We start from the raw sequence: 18,902 nt of genomic DNA on the forward strand, positions 1-18,902 counted from the left end.
TTCATCAGGCGCGAGCATAGACCAGTGACCGCCAGGGCGACGGTCACGGTGCGACCCGGCAATGCTGGCGCACGGCCTGCAGCAACTGGTCCTTGGTGAAAGGCTTGGTGAGGTAATCCTCGGAGCCGACCATGCGGCCGCGCGCCTTGTCGAACAGGCCGTCCTTGGACGACAGCATGATCACCGGCACACTGGCGAACTGCGGATTGCGCTTGATGATCGCGCAGGTCTGGTAACCATCCAGCCGCGGCATCAGGATGTCGCAGAATATGAGATCGGGACGGTGGTCGCTGATCTTGGCCAGGGCATCGAAGCCATCTTCGGCCAGCACGACCTCGCAGCCCCCCTGCTTCAGGAAGATCTCGGCGCTGCGGCGGATGGTGTTGCTGTCGTCGATGACCAGGATCCGCAGGGACGCCTGGGCCTGTGCAGGCGAGCCTGACAGGGATGGCGGCGCCACGACAGCCAGTTCCTCATGGGGGTGCTCGTTCATGGCTGCGCCTCCTGGTCCATCAGACAGGCACCATCTCGAAGTCTTCCTTGCGGGCACCGCACTCCGGGCAGACCCAGTTCATCGGGACGTCAGGCCAGGGCGTGCCGGGTGCGATCCCATGCTCGGGGTCGCCCTCCGCCTCGTCGTACATCCAGCCGCAGATCAGACACATCCAGGTTTTGGGAGAGCTCACGCCGCAGGATCCAGCTTGTCTACAATGGACTTTGATTGTAGCGACTGGCCCTGCGCGAAAAGGCAAGCCAGCGTGGGCACCTACACAACATTTCTCAGAAACTCCTGGAACTCCCGGAGCTTGCATGCCCACCCTTGGCGCGAGTCGGACCGGCCGGCTCGGCGGTTTGGCAGGCCCGCTCCGCAGCCGATCCCCGCGCCCATGACATCCAATGCCCCCGACACCACCAGCCCGGACGCCCAGGAGCTCGACTCCCCGGCCTGCGTGATGAGCTTCAACGCCAGCGACACCACCGGGGCCGGCGGCGTGTCCGCCGACATCGCCACCATCGCCGCGATGGGTGCACACGCCCTGCCGGTGGTCACCGCGATCGTGATGCGCGACACCGCCGAGGTCTTCGACCAGCACCCGATCGATGACGAGGTCGTCGTCGAACAGGCCCGCAGCGTGCTGGAAGACCTGACCATCTCGGCCTGGAAGGTCGGCTTCCTCGGCAATGCTGAGACCGTCGGCGCCGTGGCCGAGGTCCTGTCCGACTACCCCGATGTGCCGCTGGTGACCTACCTGCCGCAGCTGGGCTGGATGGACGACGAGGACGCCGCGCAGGCCTACCACGACGCGCTGCGCGAGCTGGTGCTGCCGCAGACCGAGGTGCTGGTGGGCAACCAGAAGACGCTCACCGACTTCCTGCTGCCCGACTGGGAATCCGAGCGCCCGCCCTCGGCGCGCGAGCTGGCGGTCGCCGCTGGCGAGCGCGGTTGCGGCTACGTGCTGGTCACCGGCGTTCAGTTGCCCAACAACTTCATCGACAACGTGCTGGCCTCGCCGCAGGGCGCCATCACCGGCGAGAAGTTCGAGCGCTTCGATACCGGCTTCGTCGGTGCCGGCGACACGCTGACGGCTGCGCTGGCTGCGCTGCTGGGCACCGGGCAGGAGCTGCACCTGGCGGTATCGGAGGCGCTGGCCTTCCTCGACCAGTCGCTCGATGCGGGCTTCCGCCCCGGCATGGGCAACGTCATCCCCGACCGCTTCTTCTGGGCCATGCCGCCCGAGGAAGAAGGTGAGGACGGTGCCGCCGACGACCCGATGGCCGGCGGCGACACGCCCCCCGGCCCGCGCAGCGTGCACTGAGCCGTTGCCCCGACGCACCGAATCTGGCTTCACCCCACGGCCGCGGCCCCTGGTCGCGGCCTTTCGCTTCCGGCAGGTCCCCCGTGAACAACGCCCAACTCTTCGAACGCGCCCAGCAGGTCATCCCCGGTGGCGTCAACTCGCCCGTGCGCGCCTTCCGCGCCGTCGGCGGCACCCCGCGCTTCATCGCCCGCGCCGAAGGCGCCTACATGTGGGACGCCGAGGGCCAGAAGTACATCGACTACATCGGCTCCTGGGGTCCGATGATCCTGGGCCACGGCCACCCCGCCGTGCTGGAGGCGGTGCTGAGCGCCGCGCGCGAGGGCTTCAGCTTCGGCGCGCCCACCGAGCGCGAGATCGAGCTGGCCGAGGCCATCGTCGCCCAGGTGCCCAGCATCGAGCAGGTGCGCCTGGTCAGCTCCGGCACCGAGGCCGGCATGAGCGCGATCCGCCTGGCACGCGGCGCCACCGGGCGCAGCAAGATCATCAAGTTCGAGGGCTGCTACCACGGCCACGCCGACGCGCTGCTGGTGAAGGCCGGCTCAGGCCTGGCCACCTTCGGCCACCCGACCTCCGCGGGCGTGCCCGCCGAGGTGGTGCAGCACACCCTGGTCCTGGAATACAACAACATCGAGCAGATCGAGGAGGCTTTCCGCACCCAGGGCAGCGAGATCGCCTGCGTGATGATCGAGCCGATTGCCGGCAACATGAATTTCGTGCGCGCGCAGATCCCCTTCGTCAAGCGCATCCGCGAGCTCTGCGACCAGCACGGCGCGCTGTTCGTGTTCGACGAGGTGATGACAGGCTTTCGCGTCGCACTCGGCTCGGCGCAGAGCGTGTATGCGAAGGCCATCCCCGGCTTCCGCCCGGACATCTCGGTGTTCGGCAAGGTGATCGGTGGTGGCATGCCGCTGGCCGCCTTCGGCACCACCCGCCAGATCATGCAGAACCTGACCCCGCTGGGCCCGGTCTACCAGGCCGGCACGCTCAGCGGCAACCCGGTGGCCACCGCCTGCGGCCTGGCCACGCTGAAGGAAATCAGCAAGCCCGGCTTCTACGAGGCGCTGGGCGCGAAGACGCAGCGCCTCGTCGCCGGCCTGACCCAGGCGGCACGCGACGCGGGCATCCCCTTCGTCGGCGACAGCGAAGGTGGCATGTTCGGCTTCTTCTTCACCAGCGAACTGCCGCAGAACTACAACGTCGTGATGGCCACCGACAAGGAGCGTTTCAACCGCTTCTTCCACGGCATGCTCGACCGCGGCGTCTACCTGGCGCCGGCACTCTACGAGGCCGGCTTCGTCAGCGCGGCGCACAGCGATGCCGACCTCGAAGCGACGCTCACCGCCGCACGGGCGGTGTTTGCCACGCTGTGATGCCGACCATGTCGAGCAGCAACGAGCAACCCCGCGCCTTCCGCCCCACCGGCCCCTGCGAATTCAATGGCCAACCGGCCGTTCACCTGCGCTCGCCCGGCGGCGCGCAGGCCACCGTGCTGCTGCACGGCGGGCATGTGGTGTCCTGGATCCCGGCCGGCGCGGAGGAGCAGCTCTTCCTCTCCCCTGCCACCGCCTTTGGCGAGGGCGCGGCGGTGCGCGGCGGCGTGCCGGTGATCTTCCCGCAGTTCAACCTGCGCGGCACACTGCCGGTCAAGCATGGCTTTGCCCGCAACCGGGCCTGGACGCTCGACCAGGCGCAGGTGCGCGGCGAACATGCCTTTGCCGTGCTGCGGCTGGAAGACGATGACGCCACGCGCGCCATCTGGCCGCATGCCTTTGCGCTGGAGCTGACGGTGTCGGTCGACGCCGGCCGGCTCGACATGGAGCTGGCGGTGATCAACCGCGGTGACGCGCCCTTCGAGTGCGCCGCTGCGCTGCACACCTACCTGGGCGTGGGCGACGTGCGCCGCGCCCAGCTCGAAGGCCTGATCAACCGGACCTACCTGGACGCCGTGACCGACGAGACCCGCGAGCAGTGGATCGACGTGGTCACCGTCGCCCAGGAGCTGGACCGCATCTACTGGAACGCGCCGGACCAGTTGCTGCTGCGCGAGCCGGGCCGCCGGCTGACCATCGCCTCGCAGGGCTTCGAGGACGTGGTGGTCTGGAACCCCGGCCCGGAGAAGTGCGCCACCCTGCCCGACATGCCCGCCGACGGCTGGCTGGGCATGCTCTGCGTCGAGGCGGCACAGATCGGCACGCCGATCCACCTGCACCCCGGCGACGAGTGGGCCGGCATGCAGACGCTGATCCTGGCGAGCTGAGTCAGTCGTCGCCCAGGCAGACGCCGATTTCGCGGGCGCAGACCAGCAGCGGGTGGTCGGGCGGCACGAGGCGGTTCTTGTTGGCCACCTCGTTGAGCGAGACGCTGCTGAGTTCGCCGCGCTGCAGCGCCACCATGCGGTGGTAGTCGCGGTTCTGCAGCAGGTGCGCCGCGGCGTTGCCGTACTGGGTGGCCAACACGCGGTCGAAGGGCGTGGGCGAGCCGCCGCGCTGCACGTGGCCGAGCACGGTGGCACGCACCTCGGCGTTGACCAGCGGCTGCAGCTGCGCGCGCAGCACATGCGCCACGCCACCCAGGCGGATCGGGTCCGGGCTGTCGGCGATCGTGCTCTCCACCGTCAGCTCGCCGCCGGCCGGCTTAGCGCCTTCGGCCACGCAGATCAGCGTGGAGCGGCGGCGCGCCGCCCGTGAACGGCAGACCTTGGCGATCTGCTGCACGTCGTAGCCGATCTCGGGCAGCAGGATCACATCGGCCGCACCGGCCAGGCCGGCCTCCAGCGCGATCCAGCCAGCGTAGCGGCCCATGGTCTCGACGATCATCACCCGGCCGTGGCTCTGGCCGGTGGTCTGCACCCGCTCCAGCGCGTCGGTGACGGTGGCCACCGCGGTGTCGAAGCCGAAGCTGCGCTCGGTGCCCTCGATGTCGTTGTCGATGGTCTTGGGCACACCCACCACCGGCACGCCGGCATGCTCGCCAAAGCGCTGTGCGATGGTCATGGTGCCGTCGCCGCCGATGGCCACCAGGGCTTCGAGCTGCAGGTCGCGCACGTACTCGGCACAGGCGCCCGAGTGGTCCCGGCCCTGCCAGGAGAACGGCGTGGCCTTGTTGCTGGTGCCCAGGATGGTGCCACCCACCGCGAGGATGCTGCTCACGTCGTCCCAGCTGAGCGGCCGCACACGCCGCTCAATCAGGCCGAGGTAGCCGTCTTCGATGCCGATCACCTCGGCGCCGCAGCGCTGGATCAGGGACTTAGTGACAGCGCGGATCACCGCGTTGAGCCCGGGGCAGTCGCCGCCGCCGGTGAGGATGCCGATGCGCATGGGTGCGGTCCGGTTGATGTGACGTGGGCGTCAGTCTAGTGCGCGCCGGTTCCAGCGGCGTGTCAAGCGGTGGCCGCCTTCTGCTGCAACGCAACAAAGTCGCACGCGCGCCGCGCCCCTGCAGGCGCCGGCCCCGCCCAACGGGGACCCCACTCCTAGAATCCGCGGCCATGCACATCCACATCCTGGGCATCTGCGGCACCTTCATGGGCGGCCTGGCCGCGCTGGCGCGCGAGGCTGGCCACCGCGTCACCGGCTGCGACGCCAACGTCTACCCGCCGATGAGCGACCAGCTGCGCGCGCTGGGCATCGAGCTGATCGAGGGCTGGGACCCCGGGCAGATGGCGCTGGCGCCCGACGTCTACGTGGTCGGCAACGTCGTCAGCCGCGGCAACCCGCTGATGGAGGCCATCCTGAACGCCGGGGCGCGCTACACCAGCGGTCCGCAGTGGCTGGCCGAGCACGTGCTGGCGGACCGACCGGTGCTGGCGGTGGCCGGCACGCACGGCAAGACCACCACCACCGCGATGCTGGCCTGGATCCTGGAGGCCTGCGGGCAGCAGCCGGGTTTCCTGGTGGGCGGCGTGCCGCAGAACTTTGGCGTGTCGGCGCGGCTTGGCCAGGTAGCGCCACCGAGCGCCGCCGGGCCGTCCCAAGGTGCGAGCGCCCCCTCGGGGGGCAGCGCAGCGCACGCAGTGGCAAGCGTGGGGGCTCCATTTGTCATCGAAGCGGACGAGTACGACACCGCCTTCTTCGACAAGCGCAGCAAGTTCGTCCACTACCGGCCACGCACCGCGATCCTGAACAACCTGGAGTTCGACCACGCCGACATCTTCCCGGACCTCGGCGCCATCGAGACCCAGTTCCACCACCTGGTGCGCACCGTGCCCGGCAACGGCCGGCTGGTGGTCAACATCCGCGAGGACAGCCTCAAGCGGGTGCTCGCCCGCGGCTGCTGGACGCCGGTGCAGCACTTCGGGGCGCGTAAGGAGGAGCCCGGCGCGCTGCGCGCCCGTGGCGAGCCGCACGCCTTCGACGTGCTGCGCGGCAGCCTGAAGATCGGCCGCGTCGAGTGGGCGTTGGCCGGCGAGCACAACCAGCTCAACGCGCTGGCCGCCATTGGTGCGGCCGAGTCGGTCGGCGTGGCGGCGGACGCCGCGGCCGCCGCGCTGGCGCGCTTCGAGAACGTGCGCCGTCGCCTGGAGCTGCGCGGCAGCGTGATGCTCGGCGCGGGCGAGGTGAAGGTCTACGACGACTTCGCCCACCACCCCACCGCGATCCACACCACCATCAACGGCCTGCGCCGGCGCATCGAGCGCCAGGGGCCTGGCCACCAACGCATCCTGGCGGTGTTCGAGCCACGCTCGAACACCATGAAGCTGGGCACGATGAAATCCCAGCTGCCCTGGGCGCTGGAGGAGGCCGACCTGGCCTTCTGCCACAGCGGCGGGCTGGACTGGAACGCCGCCGACGCGCTGGCGCCGATGGGCGCACAGGCGCAGGTGCACGACCGCATCGACGCGCTGGTGGCCGCCGTCGTCAAAGCGGCCCAGCCCGGCGACCACCTGCTGTGCATGAGCAACGGCGGCTTCGGCGGCATCCACGCGAAGCTGCTCGACGCCCTGGCCGTATTGGCCGCACGCCGCTGAGCCGATGGCCGCGCCCACCCACCTGCTCTACCTGCACGGCTTCCGCTCCTCGCCGCTGTCGTTCAAGGCGCAGCGGATGGGCCGCTGGATGGCCGAACACCGGCCTGACATCGTCTGGCACTGCCCGCAGCTGCCGCCCTCGCCGGCCGAGGCGGTGGCCGGGCTGCTCGACACGATCGCCCGCTGGGGCATCGACCCTTCGGCCGACTTGGCCGTCATCGGCTCCAGCCTCGGTGGCTTCTATGCCACCGTGCTGGCCGCCCGCCTGGGCTGCCGCTTCGTGGTGATCAACCCGGCCGTCGAACCCGCCCGAGATCTGGAAAAGTACATCGGCGAGCAGACCACCTGGCAGGACCCGAGCGAGCATTTCCATTTCAAGGCGGCATTCATCCCCGAACTGCAGGCCCTGCGACCTGCCACGGTCAGCCCGGTGCAACGCGGACTGGCCATCATCGCCCAAGGAGACGAGCTGCTGGACTGGCGCGAGATGTTCGCGCGCTACGAAGGGGCCCACATCAAGCTGCTCGAAGGCAGCGACCACGCCCTGAGCGATTTCGACGATCACCTCGCGGACATCCTGGGCTTCCTCGACCTCACCGCGGCGCCCGACGCCGCCTGACCACCATGCGCTTGAAAGACAAGGTTTCCATCATCACCGGCGCCGCCCAGGGCATCGGCCTGGCCACCGCCGAGAAGTTCGCCCGTGAAGGTGCCATCGTCATTGTCTGCGACCTGCGCCAGCCCGGCGTCGACGCGGCGGTGGCGCGCTGCCGCGAGCTGGGTGCCCAGGCCGTTGGCTACGCGGTCAACGTGACCGACCGTGATGCGGTCGACGCGATGGTCGCGGCCGTCAACGAGCAGTTCGGCCGCATCGACGTGCTGGTCAACAACGCCGGCATCACCAAGGACGCCCGGCTGCAGAAGATGACCATCGAGCAGTTCGACGCCGTCATCGACGTCAACCTGCGCGCCGTCTTCCACTGCGCCCAGGCGGTGTCTGACACCATGGTCGCGCAGGGCTCGGGCGTGATCCTCAACGCTTCCAGCGTGGTGGGCATCTACGGCAACTTCGGCCAGACCAACTACGCGGCCACCAAGTTCGGCGTGATCGGCTTCACCAAGACCTGGAGCCGCGAGCTGGGCCCCAAGGGGGTGCGCGTCAACGCGGTGGCGCCGGGCTTCATCGACACGCCGATCCTGAAGACCATGCCGGAGAAGGTGATCGACGGCATGCGCGCCGACATCCCGCTGCGCCGCCTCGGCCAACCCGAGGAAATTGCCAACGTCTACGCCTTCCTGGCCAGCGACGAGGCCAGCTACATCAACGGCACCGTGATCGAGGTGGCAGGCGGCCTGACCGTCTGATCCCCCCACCCGGGACCGGCACGGGGCGCGGTGGCCGTTCGGCGACAATCGCGCCCCTATGCATGCCCTGTTCGAAGACGCCGGAAAGTTCCTCGCCGGCCGCGTGATGTCCGAAGCCGATAGCTCGATGCAGATCGAGCTGGAATCGGGCAAGCGGGTCAAGGTCAAGGCGGCCAATGTGCTGCTGAAATTCGACAAGCCCACCCCGGCCGAGCTGCTCGCCGAAGGGCAGCGGCTGGCCGCCGAGATGGACCTGGACCTGGCCTGGGAATTCGCGCCCACCGAGGAGTTCAGCTTCGCCGACCTGGCACGCGACTACTTCGACGCCAAGGCCGGCGTGGTGCAGCAAGCCGCCGCGCTGTTCGGCCTGTTCGGTGCGCCGCACTACTTCCGCCGCAGCGGGCGCGGCATGTTCCGCAAGGCCCCCGAGGAGCAGGTCAAGGCCGCGCTGCTGGCCATCGAGCGCAAAGCGCAGGTGGCCGCGCAGATCGAGGCCTGGGCCAGCGAGCTGGTGGCCGGCCAGTGCCCGGCGCCGGTGCGCGAGCAGCTCTACAAGATCCTCTTCAAGCCCGACAAGAACGGCCCCGAGTACAAGGCGGTGGTCGAGGCAGCCAAGCGCGCCCAGCGTGCGCCACTGGACCTGCTGCTGGCGGCTGGGGCGATCGACAGCCCCTACCAGTTCCACTGGCGGCGCTTCCTCTTCGAGCAGTTCCCCAAGGGCAGCGGCTTCCCGGCCACGCTCGCGGCACCGGCCATCAAAGACGAACTGCCGCTCGCGCCGGTGCAGGCCTTCTCGATCGACGACTCGGCCACTACCGAGATCGACGACGCGCTGTCGCTCCAGGGCCTGGGCACGGGCACGGTGACGCTGGGCATCCACATCGCCGCACCGGGCCTGGCGATCACGCCCGACTCGGCGCTGGACAAGGTGGCGCGCGAGCGCCTGTCCACCGTCTACATGCCGGGCTGGAAGCTCACCATGCTGCCCGACGAGGTGGTGCAGACCTACACGCTGATGGAAGGGCGCGACTGCCCGGCCGTGTCGCTGTACGTGCGCATCGACGAGGCCACGCTGGCCATCCAGGGCAGCGAGACCAGGCTGGAGCGCGTGCCGATCGCTGCCAACCTGCGCCATGACCAGCTGGATGCCGTGATCACCGAGGCGGCGCTGGAGAGCGGCGCACCCGCCGATTTCGCCTTCGCGAACGAGCTGTCGTTCTGCTGGCGGCTGGCCAGGCAGCTCAAGGCACAACGCGAGGTGGTGCGCGGCAAGCCGGAGATCTTCAACCGGCCGGACTACAACTTCCGCCTCGTCGATGCCGACGGGCAGCCCAACGCGGTGGAGCCCAGCGGGCACGAGGCCGTACAGATCAGCGAGCGGCGCCGCGGCGCGCCGCTGGACCTGATCGTGGCCGAGGCGATGATCCTGGCCAACAGCACCTGGGGCGGCTGGTTGGCCGAGCTGGGCGTGCCGGGCATCTACCGCAGCCAGGCCAGCCTGGCGCCAGGCATCAAGGTGCGCATGGGTACCCGGGCGCTGCCGCACGCGGGCATGGGGGTGGCGCAATACAGCTGGGCCACGTCGCCGCTGCGTCGCTACGTGGACCTGGTCAACCAGTGGCAGATCATCGCCTGCGCACGCCACGGCCGCACCGCCGCGCTGGCTGCGCCCTTCAAGCCCAAGGACGCCGCGCTGATGGCGATCCTTTCGGGCTTCGACGCCGCCTACAGCGCCTACAACGCCTACCAGAACGGCATCGAGCGCTACTGGACGCTGCGCTGGCTGGAGCAGAACGGCATCACCGAGCTGGATGCCGCCGTGCTGAAGGACGGCCTGGTGCGCGCCGACACCCTGCCGCTGGTGCTGCGCGCCGTGGGCGCCGAGAACATGCCGCGCGGCGCGCGGGTGCGGGTGCGCCTGGGTCGGGCCGACCTGCTGATGCTGGAGATCTCCGGCACCGTGGCCACGCGCCTGGACGACCCGTCCCGCAGCGACGATGACGCCGTGCTGGGCGACGAGAGCGAGGATGCCGAGGACAGCGCCGTCGAGGCGGCCGCGCCGCTGGCGCTCGCCATTGACGTGGCCGATGCCGAAGCGGTCCCGGCCGAGACCGGCGGGGCTGCGGGCGGTTGACTCGAACGGCTGAAGGCACAATCCCGCACTGCACAATCCGGCAACGCCACCGACCGCACCGGCCGGCGGCCGACCGACGCCTCACCTGCCCCGCCCCGTGACCGCATCGATGCAGCGACTCAAGCAACTGTCCACCCTGCAGCTGGCGCTGCTGGTGTCGCTGTGCGTGCACGCGGCCGTGCTGATGATCCGCGTGGCCGCGCCGGAGGCCTTCGACCGCATCCTGGAGGACACCCCGCTGGAGGTGGTGCTGGTCAACGCCAGCACCGCTGCCAAGCCGCAGAAGGCCCAGGTGATCGCACAGCGCAACCTGGCCGGTGGCGGCGACGCCGAGCTGGGCCGGGTCACCTCGCCGCTGCCGCCCGCCCTGCAGAGCCAGGCGGGTGATTCCTACGAGGAGTCGCGCCGGCAGGTCGAGCAGATGCAGGTGCAGCAGATGATGATGCTGGCGCAGCTCAAGCGCGAACTCGCCACGATGGGCCAGCCCGACGTGCCCCGCGGGGCCGGCAGCACCCGCGCCAGCGCCGACGAGGATCGCCGCCGCCAGCTGCTGGCGCTGCTGGCGCAGATCGAGAAACGCATCCAGGACGAGAACGCCCGCCCACGGCGGCGCTTCGTCAGTCCCGCCGCGCGCGAAGGCGTGCACGCGATCTACTACGACACGCTGCGCCGGCGCATCGAGGACCTGGGCACCCGCAACTTCCCCGAGGCGCAGGGGCAGAAGCTCTACGGCGAGCTGACCATGCTGGTCGCGGTGGACATGGACGGGCGCGTGGCGCAGGCCGAGGTGATCGAGAGCTCACGCAACCGCACGCTGGACCGCCGCGCGATCTCCATCGTCAAGGCCGCCGCACCCTATGGCCCGTTCACCGCACCGATGCGGGCCCAGTTCGACCAGCTGGTGTTCATCTCGCGCTTTCGCTTCACCCGCGACGAGGGCCTGCGAGCCGCCGTGGAAGACGCCAGTTCACAACGTCCCTGACCCCGCCCAGACTTCTCCATGGACCGCTACGCCGTCGTCGGCAACCCCGTCGAGCACAGCCGCTCGCCTCGCATCCACCAGCTCTTTGCCGCCCAGACGGGGCAGATCATCGAGTACACCCGCCTGTGGGCACCGCTGGACGGCTTCACGGCGACGGTGCGCGCCTTCGCCGCAGAGGGCGGACGTGGCTGCAACGTGACGATGCCCTTCAAGGCCGAGGCCTGGTCGCTGGCCGCCCGGCGCAGCTCGCGGGCCGAGCTGGCGCGTGCCGCCAACACCCTGCGCTTCGATGCCGAGGGCTGGTGGGCCGACAACACCGACGGGGCCGGGCTGGTACGCGACCTCGGCGTCAATGCCGGCGTCGCCCTGGCCGGCCAGCGCCTGCTGCTGCTGGGTGCCGGTGGCGCCGCGGCCGGCGTGCTGGGGCCGCTGCTGGAGAGCCGCCCGGCCGAGCTGGTGGTGGCCAACCGCACCGTCGAGCGCGCCGTAGAACTGGTCGAGCGGCACGCCGAGCTGGCCCGCCAGGCCGGTGTGCGGCTGGTTGCGCAGGGTTTGAACGGGCTGGCTGGCTTGGCCGGACCAGGCGGCTTCGATGTGCTGATCAATGGCACCGCCACCAGCTTGCAGGCCGACGCAATGCCGATCGAGACCGGCCTGCTGCGCCCGGGCGCGCTGGCGCTGGACATGGCCTACGGGGCGCCGGCACGCGGCTTCATCGCCTGGGCACAGGCGCAGGGCGCGGTCGGGCGCGACGGGCTGGGCATGCTGGTCGAGCAGGCGGCCGAGTCCTTCACCGCCTGGCGTGGCGTGCGGCCTGACACGGCCCCGGTGCTGGCCATGCTGCGTCGGGAAGTCGACGGCCTGGCCTGACGGGACCGCCGCATGAGAACGCTGAGGGAGCTGCTGCACAGCCACGTGGTGCGCATCGGCGCGCTGCTGCTGCTGAGCGCGGTGGCGCTGCAGCTGTATTTCCTGCTGCGCATCGCGCTGATGACGGTGATCGATCCGCAGTCCACCAGCTTCCAGCGCAGCGAGATCTGGCGCCTGGCGGTGGAACAGCACCAGGTGCTCTGGAGCCAGGAATGGGCCGACTACGCCCGCACCAGCGACCACCTCAAGCGGGCTGTGATCGCCAGCGAGGATGCGCGCTTTGCCGAGCACAGCGGCGTGGAGTGGGACGCGATCGAGAAGGCCTGGGAACGCAACCAGCGTGCCGAGGACCGGGCCGAGCGGGTCAATGCCGCCCAGGAACAACGGGCGAAGAAGGCCACGTCCACCGGCCGGCCTGCGCCGGCGGCGGCGCCGAAGAAGTTCGAGGTCAAGGTGGTGGGCGGCTCCACCATCAGCCAGCAGCTGGCGAAGAACCTCTTCCTCTCCGGCGAGCGCACCGCGGTGCGCAAGGCACAGGAGTTCGTGATCACCTTCATGCTGGAGGCCTGCCTGTCCAAGCAGCGCATCCTGGAGATCTACCTGAACAACGTCGAGTGGGGCGAGGGCGTGTTCGGCGCGCAGGCCGCCGCGCGGCACTACTTCCGCAGCGACGCCGCCCGCCTCGGGCCTGCCCAGGCCGCCCGGCTGGCGGTGATGCTGCCCGCCCCCAAGCGCTTCGAGAAGCGCCCGGGCTCGGCCTACGTCAGCGGGAGGGCGGGCACCGTGGTGGCCCGCATGGGCGCGGTCGAGCTGCCCTGAAACCCTGCAGGCCCGCGCCGCCAGGCCGCCTCCTAGAATTTGTGCATGAGCAGTGACACCGAGCGCGATGAGCTGGCCGCCGCGGCCGCCAGGCTGGTGGTCGAGGAGGGGCTGGAGTACGGCCCGGCCAAGAAGCGTGCGGCACGTGATCTCGGGCTGAATGGCCGCCGCGCCGCCCTGCCCGACAACGAGGCGGTCGAGGCGGCGGTGCGCGAGCACCTGGCGCTCTTCCACGCCGACACCCAGCCCGCCGAACTGGCCGAGCTGCGCCGCATCGCCTTGCGCTGGATGGAGCGGCTGGCCGAGTTCCGCCCGCACCTGAGCGGTGCGGTCTGGCGCGGCACCGCCACGCGGCTGTCGGCCATCCACCTGGACCTGTACTGCGACGACCCGAAGTCGGCCGAGCTGGCCCTGCTGAACCTCGGCGTGGATTACGAGGTCGGCTCGGCGCCCGGCCCGCGGGGCCGCGAGGTGGATGTGCTCAGCATCGCCGAACGCAGCCAGGCCCTGGGCGATTGGGTGACACTGCACCTGAGCGTACTCGACCACGACGACCTGCGCGGCGCCCTGCGCGCCGATGCCCAGGGGCAGACCTGGCGCGGCGGGCTCGATGCGCTGCGCCGGCGCCTCGAAACCACCGCCTGACGAAAGGACGCCATCGATGCAACGACGCCACTGGATGATGCTGGCCGGCGCCACAGCGGGGCTGGCCGGCGCAGCGGCTTGGCGGCTGCGCCCCGATGCCGGCGGTGCCGCCGCGTCAGCGCCACTGTGGGCGACCCGGCTGCCGCAGGTCGGCGGCGGCGAGCTGGCCTTCAGTGAGCTGAAAGGGCAGGCGCTGCTGGTCAACTTCTGGGCCACCTGGTGCCCGCCCTGCGTCAAGGAAATGCCGCTGCTGGACCGCTTCGCACGCGAGCAGGCTGGCAGGGTGACGGTGGTCGGCATCGCGGTGGACCGGGCCGAGGCGGTGCGGGCCTTCCTGGCGGCCACGCCGGTGGGTTTTCGCATCGGCGTGGCCGGCTTTGCCGGCAGCGGCCTGGCGCGTGAGCTGGGTAACCCGCAGGGCGGCCTGCCCTTTTCGGTGCTGTTCGATCGGCAAGGGCAAATCGTCGACCGCAAGCTCGGCGAGACGCTGCCCGCCGAACTGCAGGATTGGGCCAGGCGGGTGGCCAGCTGATCGTTCGCGACCTGCCTGGCGGGGCTGATGCGCCACGCGTTCGAGCGAACATTGCGCGCGATGGCGACTTTTGGGGCGAAATGCGCGTAAAGTCGCTGGTTTCGCTTTCTGTGTCCCGACCACGATGCACATCCTGATCCTCCAGGGGCCCAACCTCAACCTGCTGGGCACACGCGAGCCGGGCGTCTACGGCGCCACCACGCTGCCGCAGATCCAGGCGGGCCTGGATGCCTACGCCGCCGAGCGCGGCGTGCGCCTGAGCCACTTCCAGAGCAACCACGAAGGCGGCCTGGTCGACCGCATCCACGCTGCACGCACGGAGGGGGTGGACTTCATCATCATCAACCCGGGCGCCTACACGCACACCAGCGTGGCCATCCGCGATGCGATCACCGGCGTGGCGATCCCGTTCGTCGAGGTGCACCTGTCCAACGTGCACCGGCGCGAGGCCTTCCGCCACCATTCCTACTTCTCCGATGTGGCCGAGGGCGTGATCGTCGGCCTCGGCCCGCTGGGCTACCGGCTGGCGCTGGACTACGCGCTGCAGCGCGCCGCACCGCGCTGATTCCCGTCCGGCTGCGGCTGGCCCCAGTCCGTGCCCCTGCGGGCATCCGGCCAGGCCAGCCCCATCCAGCCCCCCCCCGAACCAGTCACCTGGAGCTTCCCATGGATCTACGCAAACTGAAGACCCTCATCGACCTCGTGTCGGATTCCAACATCGCCGAACTCGAGATCACCGAGGCCGACGGCAAGGTGCGCATCGTCAAGAGCAGCCCGGTGGTGACCGTGGCGCACGCGGCCCCGATGGTGGCCGCTGCCCCAGTCCTTGCGGCTGCTCCTGTCGCTGCACCCGCCGCCGCCCCTGCCGCCCCCGAGTTGACCGGGCACATCATCAAGTCCCCGATGGTCGGCACCTTCTACCGTGCCTCCAGCCCGGGCGCCAAGGCGCTGGCCGACGTCGGCCAGCAGGTCAAGGAAGGCCAGGCGGTGTGCATCATCGAGGCGATGAAGATCATGAATGAGATCGAGTCCGACCACGCGGGCACGATCACCAAGGTGCTGGTCGAGAATGGCCAGGCCGTCGAGTACGGCCAACCGCTGTTCATCATCGAGTGAGCCGGCGTCACCGCCTGCCCAGCCGAGTGGGCGAGCAGGTGGGGCAGATCGACCGGGCCCGGCATCCTGCGCGGGCCCTCAGCGTGCCCATGAGGCCGCGGAGAAGTACATGTTCAAGAAGATCCTGATTGCCAACCGGGGTGAGATCGCCCTGCGTATCCAGCGCGCGTGTCGGGAAATGGGCGTGGGGGCGGTGGTCGTCTACTCAGAGGCGGACCGCGACGCAAAGTACGTCAAGCTGGCCGACGAGGCGGTGTGCATCGGCCCGGCCCCCTCGGCCCAGAGCTACCTGCACATGCCCGCGATCATCTCGGCCGCCGAGGTGACCGACGCCGAGGCCATCCACCCGGGTTACGGCTTCCTGTCGGAGAACGCCAACTTCGCCGAGCGCGTCGAACGCAGCGGTTTTGCCTTCATCGGCCCCACGCCCGAGTCGATCCGCCTGATGGGCGACAAGGTTTCTGCGAAGAACGCAATGATCGAGGCGGGTGTGCCCACCGTCCCCGGCTCGGCCGGTGCGCTGCCTGATGGCGCCGACGAGATCATCCTCACGGCCCGCCAGGTCGGCTACCCGGTGATCATCAAGGCCGCGGGCGGCGGCGGCGGCCGCGGCATGCGCGTGGTGCACACCGAGGGCGCCTTGCTCAACGCGGTGCAGACCACCAAGGCCGAGGCGGGTGCCGCCTTTGGCAACCCGGCGGTCTACATGGAGAAATTCCTGGAGAACCCCCGCCACGTCGAGATCCAGATCCTGGCCGACCAGCATGGCAACGCAGTGTGGCTGGGTGAGCGCGACTGCTCGATGCAGCGGCGGCACCAGAAGATCATCGAGGAGGCGCCGGCACCGGGCATTCCGCGCAAGGTGATCGAGAAAATCGGCGAGCGCTGCGCCGCCGCCTGCAAGAAGATCGGCTACCGGGGTGCCGGCACCTTCGAGTTCCTGTTCGAGAACGGCGAGTTCTACTTCATCGAGATGAACACCCGCGTCCAGGTGGAACACCCGGTGACCGAGTTGATCACCGGCGTGGACATCGTGCAGCAGCAGATCCGCATCGCCGCGGGCGAGAAGCTGCCGTTCACGCAGAAGCAGATCTCGGTGCGCGGACACGCCATCGAGTGCCGCATCAACGCCGAGGATCCCTACACCTTCCTGCCCTCGCCAGGCCGCATCACGATGTGGCATCCACCGGGGGGCCCCGGCGTGCGCGTGGACTCGCACGCGTACACCAACTACTACGTGCCGCCCAACTACGACTCGATGATCGGCAAGATCATCGTCCACGGCGATACGCGCGACCAGGCGCTGGCCCGCATGCGCAGCGCGCTGCAGGAAACGCTGGTCGAAGGCATCTCGACCAACATCCCGCTGCATCGCGAACTCATGGCCGACAAGGCCTTCATCGACGGCGGCACCAGCATCCACTATCTGGAAGGCTGGATGGCGCAACGCCGCCGCTGACCTGGAGCCCCCTGATGGTCGAATTGCTGCTGCTGGTGCCTGCCACCGGCGTGGACCTCGTCAGCGACGCCCTGCTGGAGCTTGATGCTGCGGCGGTGACCGTCGAGGACGCCGATGCGGACACCCCCGACGAGCAGCCGATCTTCGGCGAGCCGGGCATGCCGCAAACGCAGACCGAGAAGGTCGCCGGCTGGCAACGCTCGGTGCTGAAGGCCCTGTTCGAGGACGAAGCAGCGGCCCAGGCCGCCTGCGTCGGGCTGCTGGAACTCGATGAGGCCCAGGGCGTTCATGTGCAGGGCGTTCGACCGGTCGAGGAGCAGGACTGGGTGCGCCTTACCCAGTCCCAGTTCTCGCCCGTGCCGATCACGCCGACGTTCTGGATCGTGCCCAGCTGGCATGAGGTGCCGGCGCAGGCGCGTGAGGTGATCCGCCTGGATCCGGGCCTGGCCTTCGGGACCGGCACGCACCCCACCACCCGCATGTGCCTGCGCTGGATCGCCAACCAGTCCGCCTCACTGTCGGGCAGCTGGGACCGCGTGCTGGACTATGGTTGCGGCTCGGGCATCCTGGCCATCGCGGCGTCCAAGTTTGGTGCTGGCAGCGTCGACGCGGTGGACATCGACCCGGCAGCTGTCGAGTCCTCGGCCCGCAATGCCGATGCCAACGGCGTGCAACTGCACTGCGGACTGCCTGAGGCCGCCGAGGGAACGTACCCCCTGGTGCTGGCCAACATCCTCTCTGCACCGCTGAAGTTGCTGGCCCCGCTGCTGTGCGGCCACGTCACATCCGGTGGCCACCTGGTGCTGGCGGGCATCCTGGAGCGGCAGATCGAAGAACTCCGCACCGCCTACGCACCCTGGGTCGAACTGCAGGTATCGGACACGCAAGAGGGCTGGGTGCTGTTGACAGCCCGCCGGCCGTGACCAGCGACCAGACTGTCGGTCGACGATGAGTCTAGCCACGTCGTGCCCGTCCTGCGGGACAGTCTTCAAGGTGGTGGAAGACCAACTCAAGGTCTCCGAAGGCTGGGTACGCTGCGGCCACTGCCACGACGTGTTCAATGCGCTCGAAGGTCTCTTCGACCTGGAGCGGCGTGATTCGATGATGCAGGGACTTCGCACCCTGCCGGGCGCACTCGACGTGGAACCAGCCGTGCGGCCTGACCGGGGCGGACTGGCCGCTGAACCCACCGAGGTGACGCCTCCGGCCGACATGCCACACGCTGCTCCGGTGGCGGAAACGCAACCGACCGCTGCCCCAGGGGATGCTCCGGCGGTGGAGACGTCGACTGCGATGGCTCCTCTGCAACGATCTGCAGACAAGAACGCACATCCGGGGCATCGCCCACAGGATCCTGCAGAGCGATCCGAACCGCCCACACAAGCCGACGACGAGGCCGAGGATACGCTGTTGGCAGGGGATGTTTCTCAGACACCTCTGCAGGATGAAGCGTCCAAGAAGCGTACCCGCGCCATCGAACAGCACATCGATCGCGAAGAAGAGTCCGCCCCCCCTTCCACGACCGCAGCGACCGAGGAGGCCCTGATTGCCTCGACACTTGCTGCGGACAACCATCCAGAAGATCTTCCTGCATTCGTGCTGGACGCCGAGCGGCGTGCAAGATGGAATCGGCCTCTGGTACGGGGGACCGTGACCGTGGCCGTACTGGCTGGCGCCCTGCTCTTGGCAGGCCAGGTCGCTGTCCATCGCCGCGATCAGATCGCCGCCGTTTGCGAAAGTTGCCAGGGACCTCTTGGCTCCCTGTCGGCTTCGCTGGGCCTGTCCTTGCGTCCACCGGTCGTTCTGGAAGCCGTCGAGGTCGACAACGCGGTGCTCACGCACCCACCCGGCGTAGATGGTTACCGACTCACGGTGCAGGTACGGAACCATTCATCGCATGAGGTCTCGGCGCCGCACATGGAACTCAGCCTGACCGACGCATCCGGTGCATTGCTGATCCGCCGCGTGTTTTCGCCGCAGGATTTCCAGCAGCCGCCTACTTTGGCCGCCCAAGCAGAAAGCAGTTGGACCCTGGAATTCCAGACCGCCCAGAAACGCGTCTCAGGCTATACCGTGGCCGCTTTTTACCCCTGAGACCCACACTCGCCGGCACCGCCTGCAGATCACACGGATAAACCCGACTACAGGGCGAGCGGACGACGCACAGAATTGATTCTCCAAAAGGCCGAGCCCC

At 69.3% G+C, this 18,902-nt stretch carries 20 protein-coding genes; 17 read left to right on the plus strand and 3 right to left on the minus strand.

The genetic code is table 11. The features are described 5' to 3' along the window. Nucleotides 1-43 precede the first annotated feature (43 nt). On the minus strand, nt 44-493 hold the full coding sequence (locus NGK70_RS26110; RefSeq protein ID WP_251971338.1) for a response regulator: 450 nt from the start codon (nt 491-493) through the stop codon (nt 44-46). A gap of 19 nt (nt 494-512) precedes the next feature. After that, nucleotides 513-665, minus strand: a complete 153-nt coding sequence (locus NGK70_RS26115) for a rubredoxin (RefSeq protein ID WP_251973909.1) — start codon at nt 663-665, stop codon at nt 513-515. 222 nt (nt 666-887) lie between these two features. Here NGK70_RS26115 and thiD point away from each other — a divergent pair, with 222 nt between their 5' ends. From thiD to NGK70_RS26130, 3 genes are all read left to right on the plus strand, one after another. After that, nucleotides 888-1,817, plus strand: a complete 930-nt coding sequence (thiD, locus tag NGK70_RS26120; protein WP_251971339.1) for a bifunctional hydroxymethylpyrimidine kinase/phosphomethylpyrimidine kinase — start codon at nt 888-890, stop codon at nt 1,815-1,817. A gap of 83 nt (nt 1,818-1,900) precedes the next feature. Then, complete coding sequence (gene hemL / locus NGK70_RS26125) at nt 1,901-3,190, plus strand: glutamate-1-semialdehyde 2,1-aminomutase (protein ID WP_251971340.1); 1,290 nt, start codon at nt 1,901-1,903, stop codon at nt 3,188-3,190. Nucleotides 3,191-3,198: 8 nt separating this feature from the next. Next, on the plus strand, nt 3,199-4,077 hold the full coding sequence (locus tag NGK70_RS26130) for a D-hexose-6-phosphate mutarotase (RefSeq protein WP_251971341.1): 879 nt from the start codon (nt 3,199-3,201) through the stop codon (nt 4,075-4,077). Between the two features lies 1 nt (nt 4,078). Here NGK70_RS26130 and NGK70_RS26135 read toward each other — a convergent pair whose 3' ends face one another. Further along, nucleotides 4,079-5,137 (minus strand): 6-phosphofructokinase, encoded by a 1,059-nt coding sequence (locus NGK70_RS26135; protein ID WP_251971342.1) that lies wholly within the window; start codon nt 5,135-5,137, stop codon nt 4,079-4,081. A gap of 170 nt (nt 5,138-5,307) precedes the next feature. Between NGK70_RS26135 and mpl the strand changes: the two genes are divergently transcribed. The 14 genes from mpl (at nt 5,308) to NGK70_RS26205 (ending at nt 18,802) form a co-directional block, all read left to right on the plus strand. Continuing rightward, nucleotides 5,308-6,786: a UDP-N-acetylmuramate:L-alanyl-gamma-D-glutamyl-meso-diaminopimelate ligase gene (gene mpl, locus NGK70_RS26140; protein ID WP_251971343.1), complete on the plus strand. Its 1,479-nt coding sequence runs from the start codon at nt 5,308-5,310 to the stop codon at nt 6,784-6,786. Between the two features lie 4 nt (nt 6,787-6,790). Continuing rightward, nucleotides 6,791-7,405, plus strand: a complete 615-nt coding sequence (locus NGK70_RS26145; protein ID WP_251971344.1) for a YqiA/YcfP family alpha/beta fold hydrolase — start codon at nt 6,791-6,793, stop codon at nt 7,403-7,405. A gap of 5 nt (nt 7,406-7,410) precedes the next feature. After that, the gene (fabG, locus tag NGK70_RS26150) at nt 7,411-8,151 is read left to right on the plus strand and encodes a 3-oxoacyl-ACP reductase FabG (RefSeq protein WP_251971345.1); all 741 of its coding nucleotides are present in this window, start codon (nt 7,411-7,413) and stop codon (nt 8,149-8,151) included. A gap of 58 nt (nt 8,152-8,209) precedes the next feature. After that, entirely contained in the window at nt 8,210-10,285 is a 2,076-nt protein-coding gene (locus NGK70_RS26155) for a ribonuclease catalytic domain-containing protein (protein ID WP_251971346.1), read from the plus strand. A gap of 109 nt (nt 10,286-10,394) precedes the next feature. Then, nucleotides 10,395-11,267, plus strand: a complete 873-nt coding sequence (locus tag NGK70_RS26160) for an energy transducer TonB (protein WP_251971347.1) — start codon at nt 10,395-10,397, stop codon at nt 11,265-11,267. An 18-nt stretch (nt 11,268-11,285) separates the two neighbouring features. Beyond that, a complete protein-coding gene (gene aroE / locus NGK70_RS26165; protein WP_251971348.1) occupies nt 11,286-12,137 on the plus strand; it encodes a shikimate dehydrogenase in 852 nt (283 codons plus the stop codon). A 12-nt stretch (nt 12,138-12,149) separates the two neighbouring features. Next, a complete protein-coding gene (locus NGK70_RS26170) occupies nt 12,150-12,956 on the plus strand; it encodes a transglycosylase domain-containing protein (protein WP_251971349.1) in 807 nt (268 codons plus the stop codon). Nucleotides 12,957-13,001: 45 nt separating this feature from the next. Next, a complete protein-coding gene (locus NGK70_RS26175; protein ID WP_251971350.1) occupies nt 13,002-13,601 on the plus strand; it encodes a hypothetical protein in 600 nt (199 codons plus the stop codon). Between the two features lie 16 nt (nt 13,602-13,617). Beyond that, the gene (locus tag NGK70_RS26180; protein ID WP_251971351.1) at nt 13,618-14,133 is read left to right on the plus strand and encodes a TlpA family protein disulfide reductase; all 516 of its coding nucleotides are present in this window, start codon (nt 13,618-13,620) and stop codon (nt 14,131-14,133) included. Nucleotides 14,134-14,257: 124 nt separating this feature from the next. Then, a complete protein-coding gene (aroQ, locus tag NGK70_RS26185) occupies nt 14,258-14,698 on the plus strand; it encodes a type II 3-dehydroquinate dehydratase (protein WP_251971352.1) in 441 nt (146 codons plus the stop codon). A gap of 101 nt (nt 14,699-14,799) precedes the next feature. Further along, entirely contained in the window at nt 14,800-15,249 is a 450-nt protein-coding gene (gene accB, locus NGK70_RS26190) for an acetyl-CoA carboxylase biotin carboxyl carrier protein (RefSeq protein ID WP_251971353.1), read from the plus strand. 109 nt (nt 15,250-15,358) lie between these two features. Beyond that, complete coding sequence (gene accC, locus NGK70_RS26195) at nt 15,359-16,708, plus strand: acetyl-CoA carboxylase biotin carboxylase subunit (protein ID WP_251971354.1); 1,350 nt, start codon at nt 15,359-15,361, stop codon at nt 16,706-16,708. A 14-nt stretch (nt 16,709-16,722) separates the two neighbouring features. Beyond that, nucleotides 16,723-17,631 carry a 50S ribosomal protein L11 methyltransferase gene (gene prmA / locus NGK70_RS26200; RefSeq protein ID WP_251971355.1) on the plus strand — a complete coding sequence of 303 codons (909 nt, stop codon included), beginning with the start codon at nt 16,723-16,725 and terminating at the stop codon, nt 17,629-17,631. A gap of 73 nt (nt 17,632-17,704) precedes the next feature. After that, the gene (locus tag NGK70_RS26205; protein WP_251971356.1) at nt 17,705-18,802 is read left to right on the plus strand and encodes a zinc-ribbon and DUF3426 domain-containing protein; all 1,098 of its coding nucleotides are present in this window, start codon (nt 17,705-17,707) and stop codon (nt 18,800-18,802) included. Nucleotides 18,803-18,902 lie beyond the last annotated feature (100 nt).

The sequence above is a fragment of the Sphaerotilus microaerophilus genome, from assembly GCF_023734135.1.
GTDB classification, from domain to species: Bacteria; Pseudomonadota; Gammaproteobacteria; order Burkholderiales; family Burkholderiaceae_C; genus Sphaerotilus; species Sphaerotilus microaerophilus.

Coding starts and splice junctions, on each gene's coding strand:
- NGK70_RS26110 (WP_251971338.1), bottom strand. CDS start 493: ATGAACGAGCACCCCCATGAGGAACTGGCTGTCGTGGCGCCGCCATCC.
- NGK70_RS26115 (WP_251973909.1), bottom strand. CDS start 665: ATGTGTCTGATCTGCGGCTGGATGTACGACGAGGCGGAGGGCGACCCC.
- thiD (WP_251971339.1), top strand. CDS start 888: ATGACATCCAATGCCCCCGACACCACCAGCCCGGACGCCCAGGAGCTC.
- NGK70_RS26130 (WP_251971341.1), top strand. CDS start 3,199: ATGTCGAGCAGCAACGAGCAACCCCGCGCCTTCCGCCCCACCGGCCCC.
- NGK70_RS26135 (WP_251971342.1), bottom strand. CDS start 5,137: ATGCGCATCGGCATCCTCACCGGCGGCGGCGACTGCCCCGGGCTCAAC.
- mpl (WP_251971343.1), top strand. CDS start 5,308: ATGCACATCCACATCCTGGGCATCTGCGGCACCTTCATGGGCGGCCTG.
- NGK70_RS26145 (WP_251971344.1), top strand. CDS start 6,791: ATGGCCGCGCCCACCCACCTGCTCTACCTGCACGGCTTCCGCTCCTCG.
- fabG (WP_251971345.1), top strand. CDS start 7,411: ATGCGCTTGAAAGACAAGGTTTCCATCATCACCGGCGCCGCCCAGGGC.
- NGK70_RS26155 (WP_251971346.1), top strand. CDS start 8,210: ATGCATGCCCTGTTCGAAGACGCCGGAAAGTTCCTCGCCGGCCGCGTG.
- NGK70_RS26160 (WP_251971347.1), top strand. CDS start 10,395: ATGCAGCGACTCAAGCAACTGTCCACCCTGCAGCTGGCGCTGCTGGTG.
- aroE (WP_251971348.1), top strand. CDS start 11,286: ATGGACCGCTACGCCGTCGTCGGCAACCCCGTCGAGCACAGCCGCTCG.
- NGK70_RS26170 (WP_251971349.1), top strand. CDS start 12,150: ATGAGAACGCTGAGGGAGCTGCTGCACAGCCACGTGGTGCGCATCGGC.
- NGK70_RS26175 (WP_251971350.1), top strand. CDS start 13,002: ATGAGCAGTGACACCGAGCGCGATGAGCTGGCCGCCGCGGCCGCCAGG.
- NGK70_RS26180 (WP_251971351.1), top strand. CDS start 13,618: ATGCAACGACGCCACTGGATGATGCTGGCCGGCGCCACAGCGGGGCTG.
- aroQ (WP_251971352.1), top strand. CDS start 14,258: ATGCACATCCTGATCCTCCAGGGGCCCAACCTCAACCTGCTGGGCACA.
- accB (WP_251971353.1), top strand. CDS start 14,800: ATGGATCTACGCAAACTGAAGACCCTCATCGACCTCGTGTCGGATTCC.
- accC (WP_251971354.1), top strand. CDS start 15,359: ATGTTCAAGAAGATCCTGATTGCCAACCGGGGTGAGATCGCCCTGCGT.
- prmA (WP_251971355.1), top strand. CDS start 16,723: ATGGTCGAATTGCTGCTGCTGGTGCCTGCCACCGGCGTGGACCTCGTC.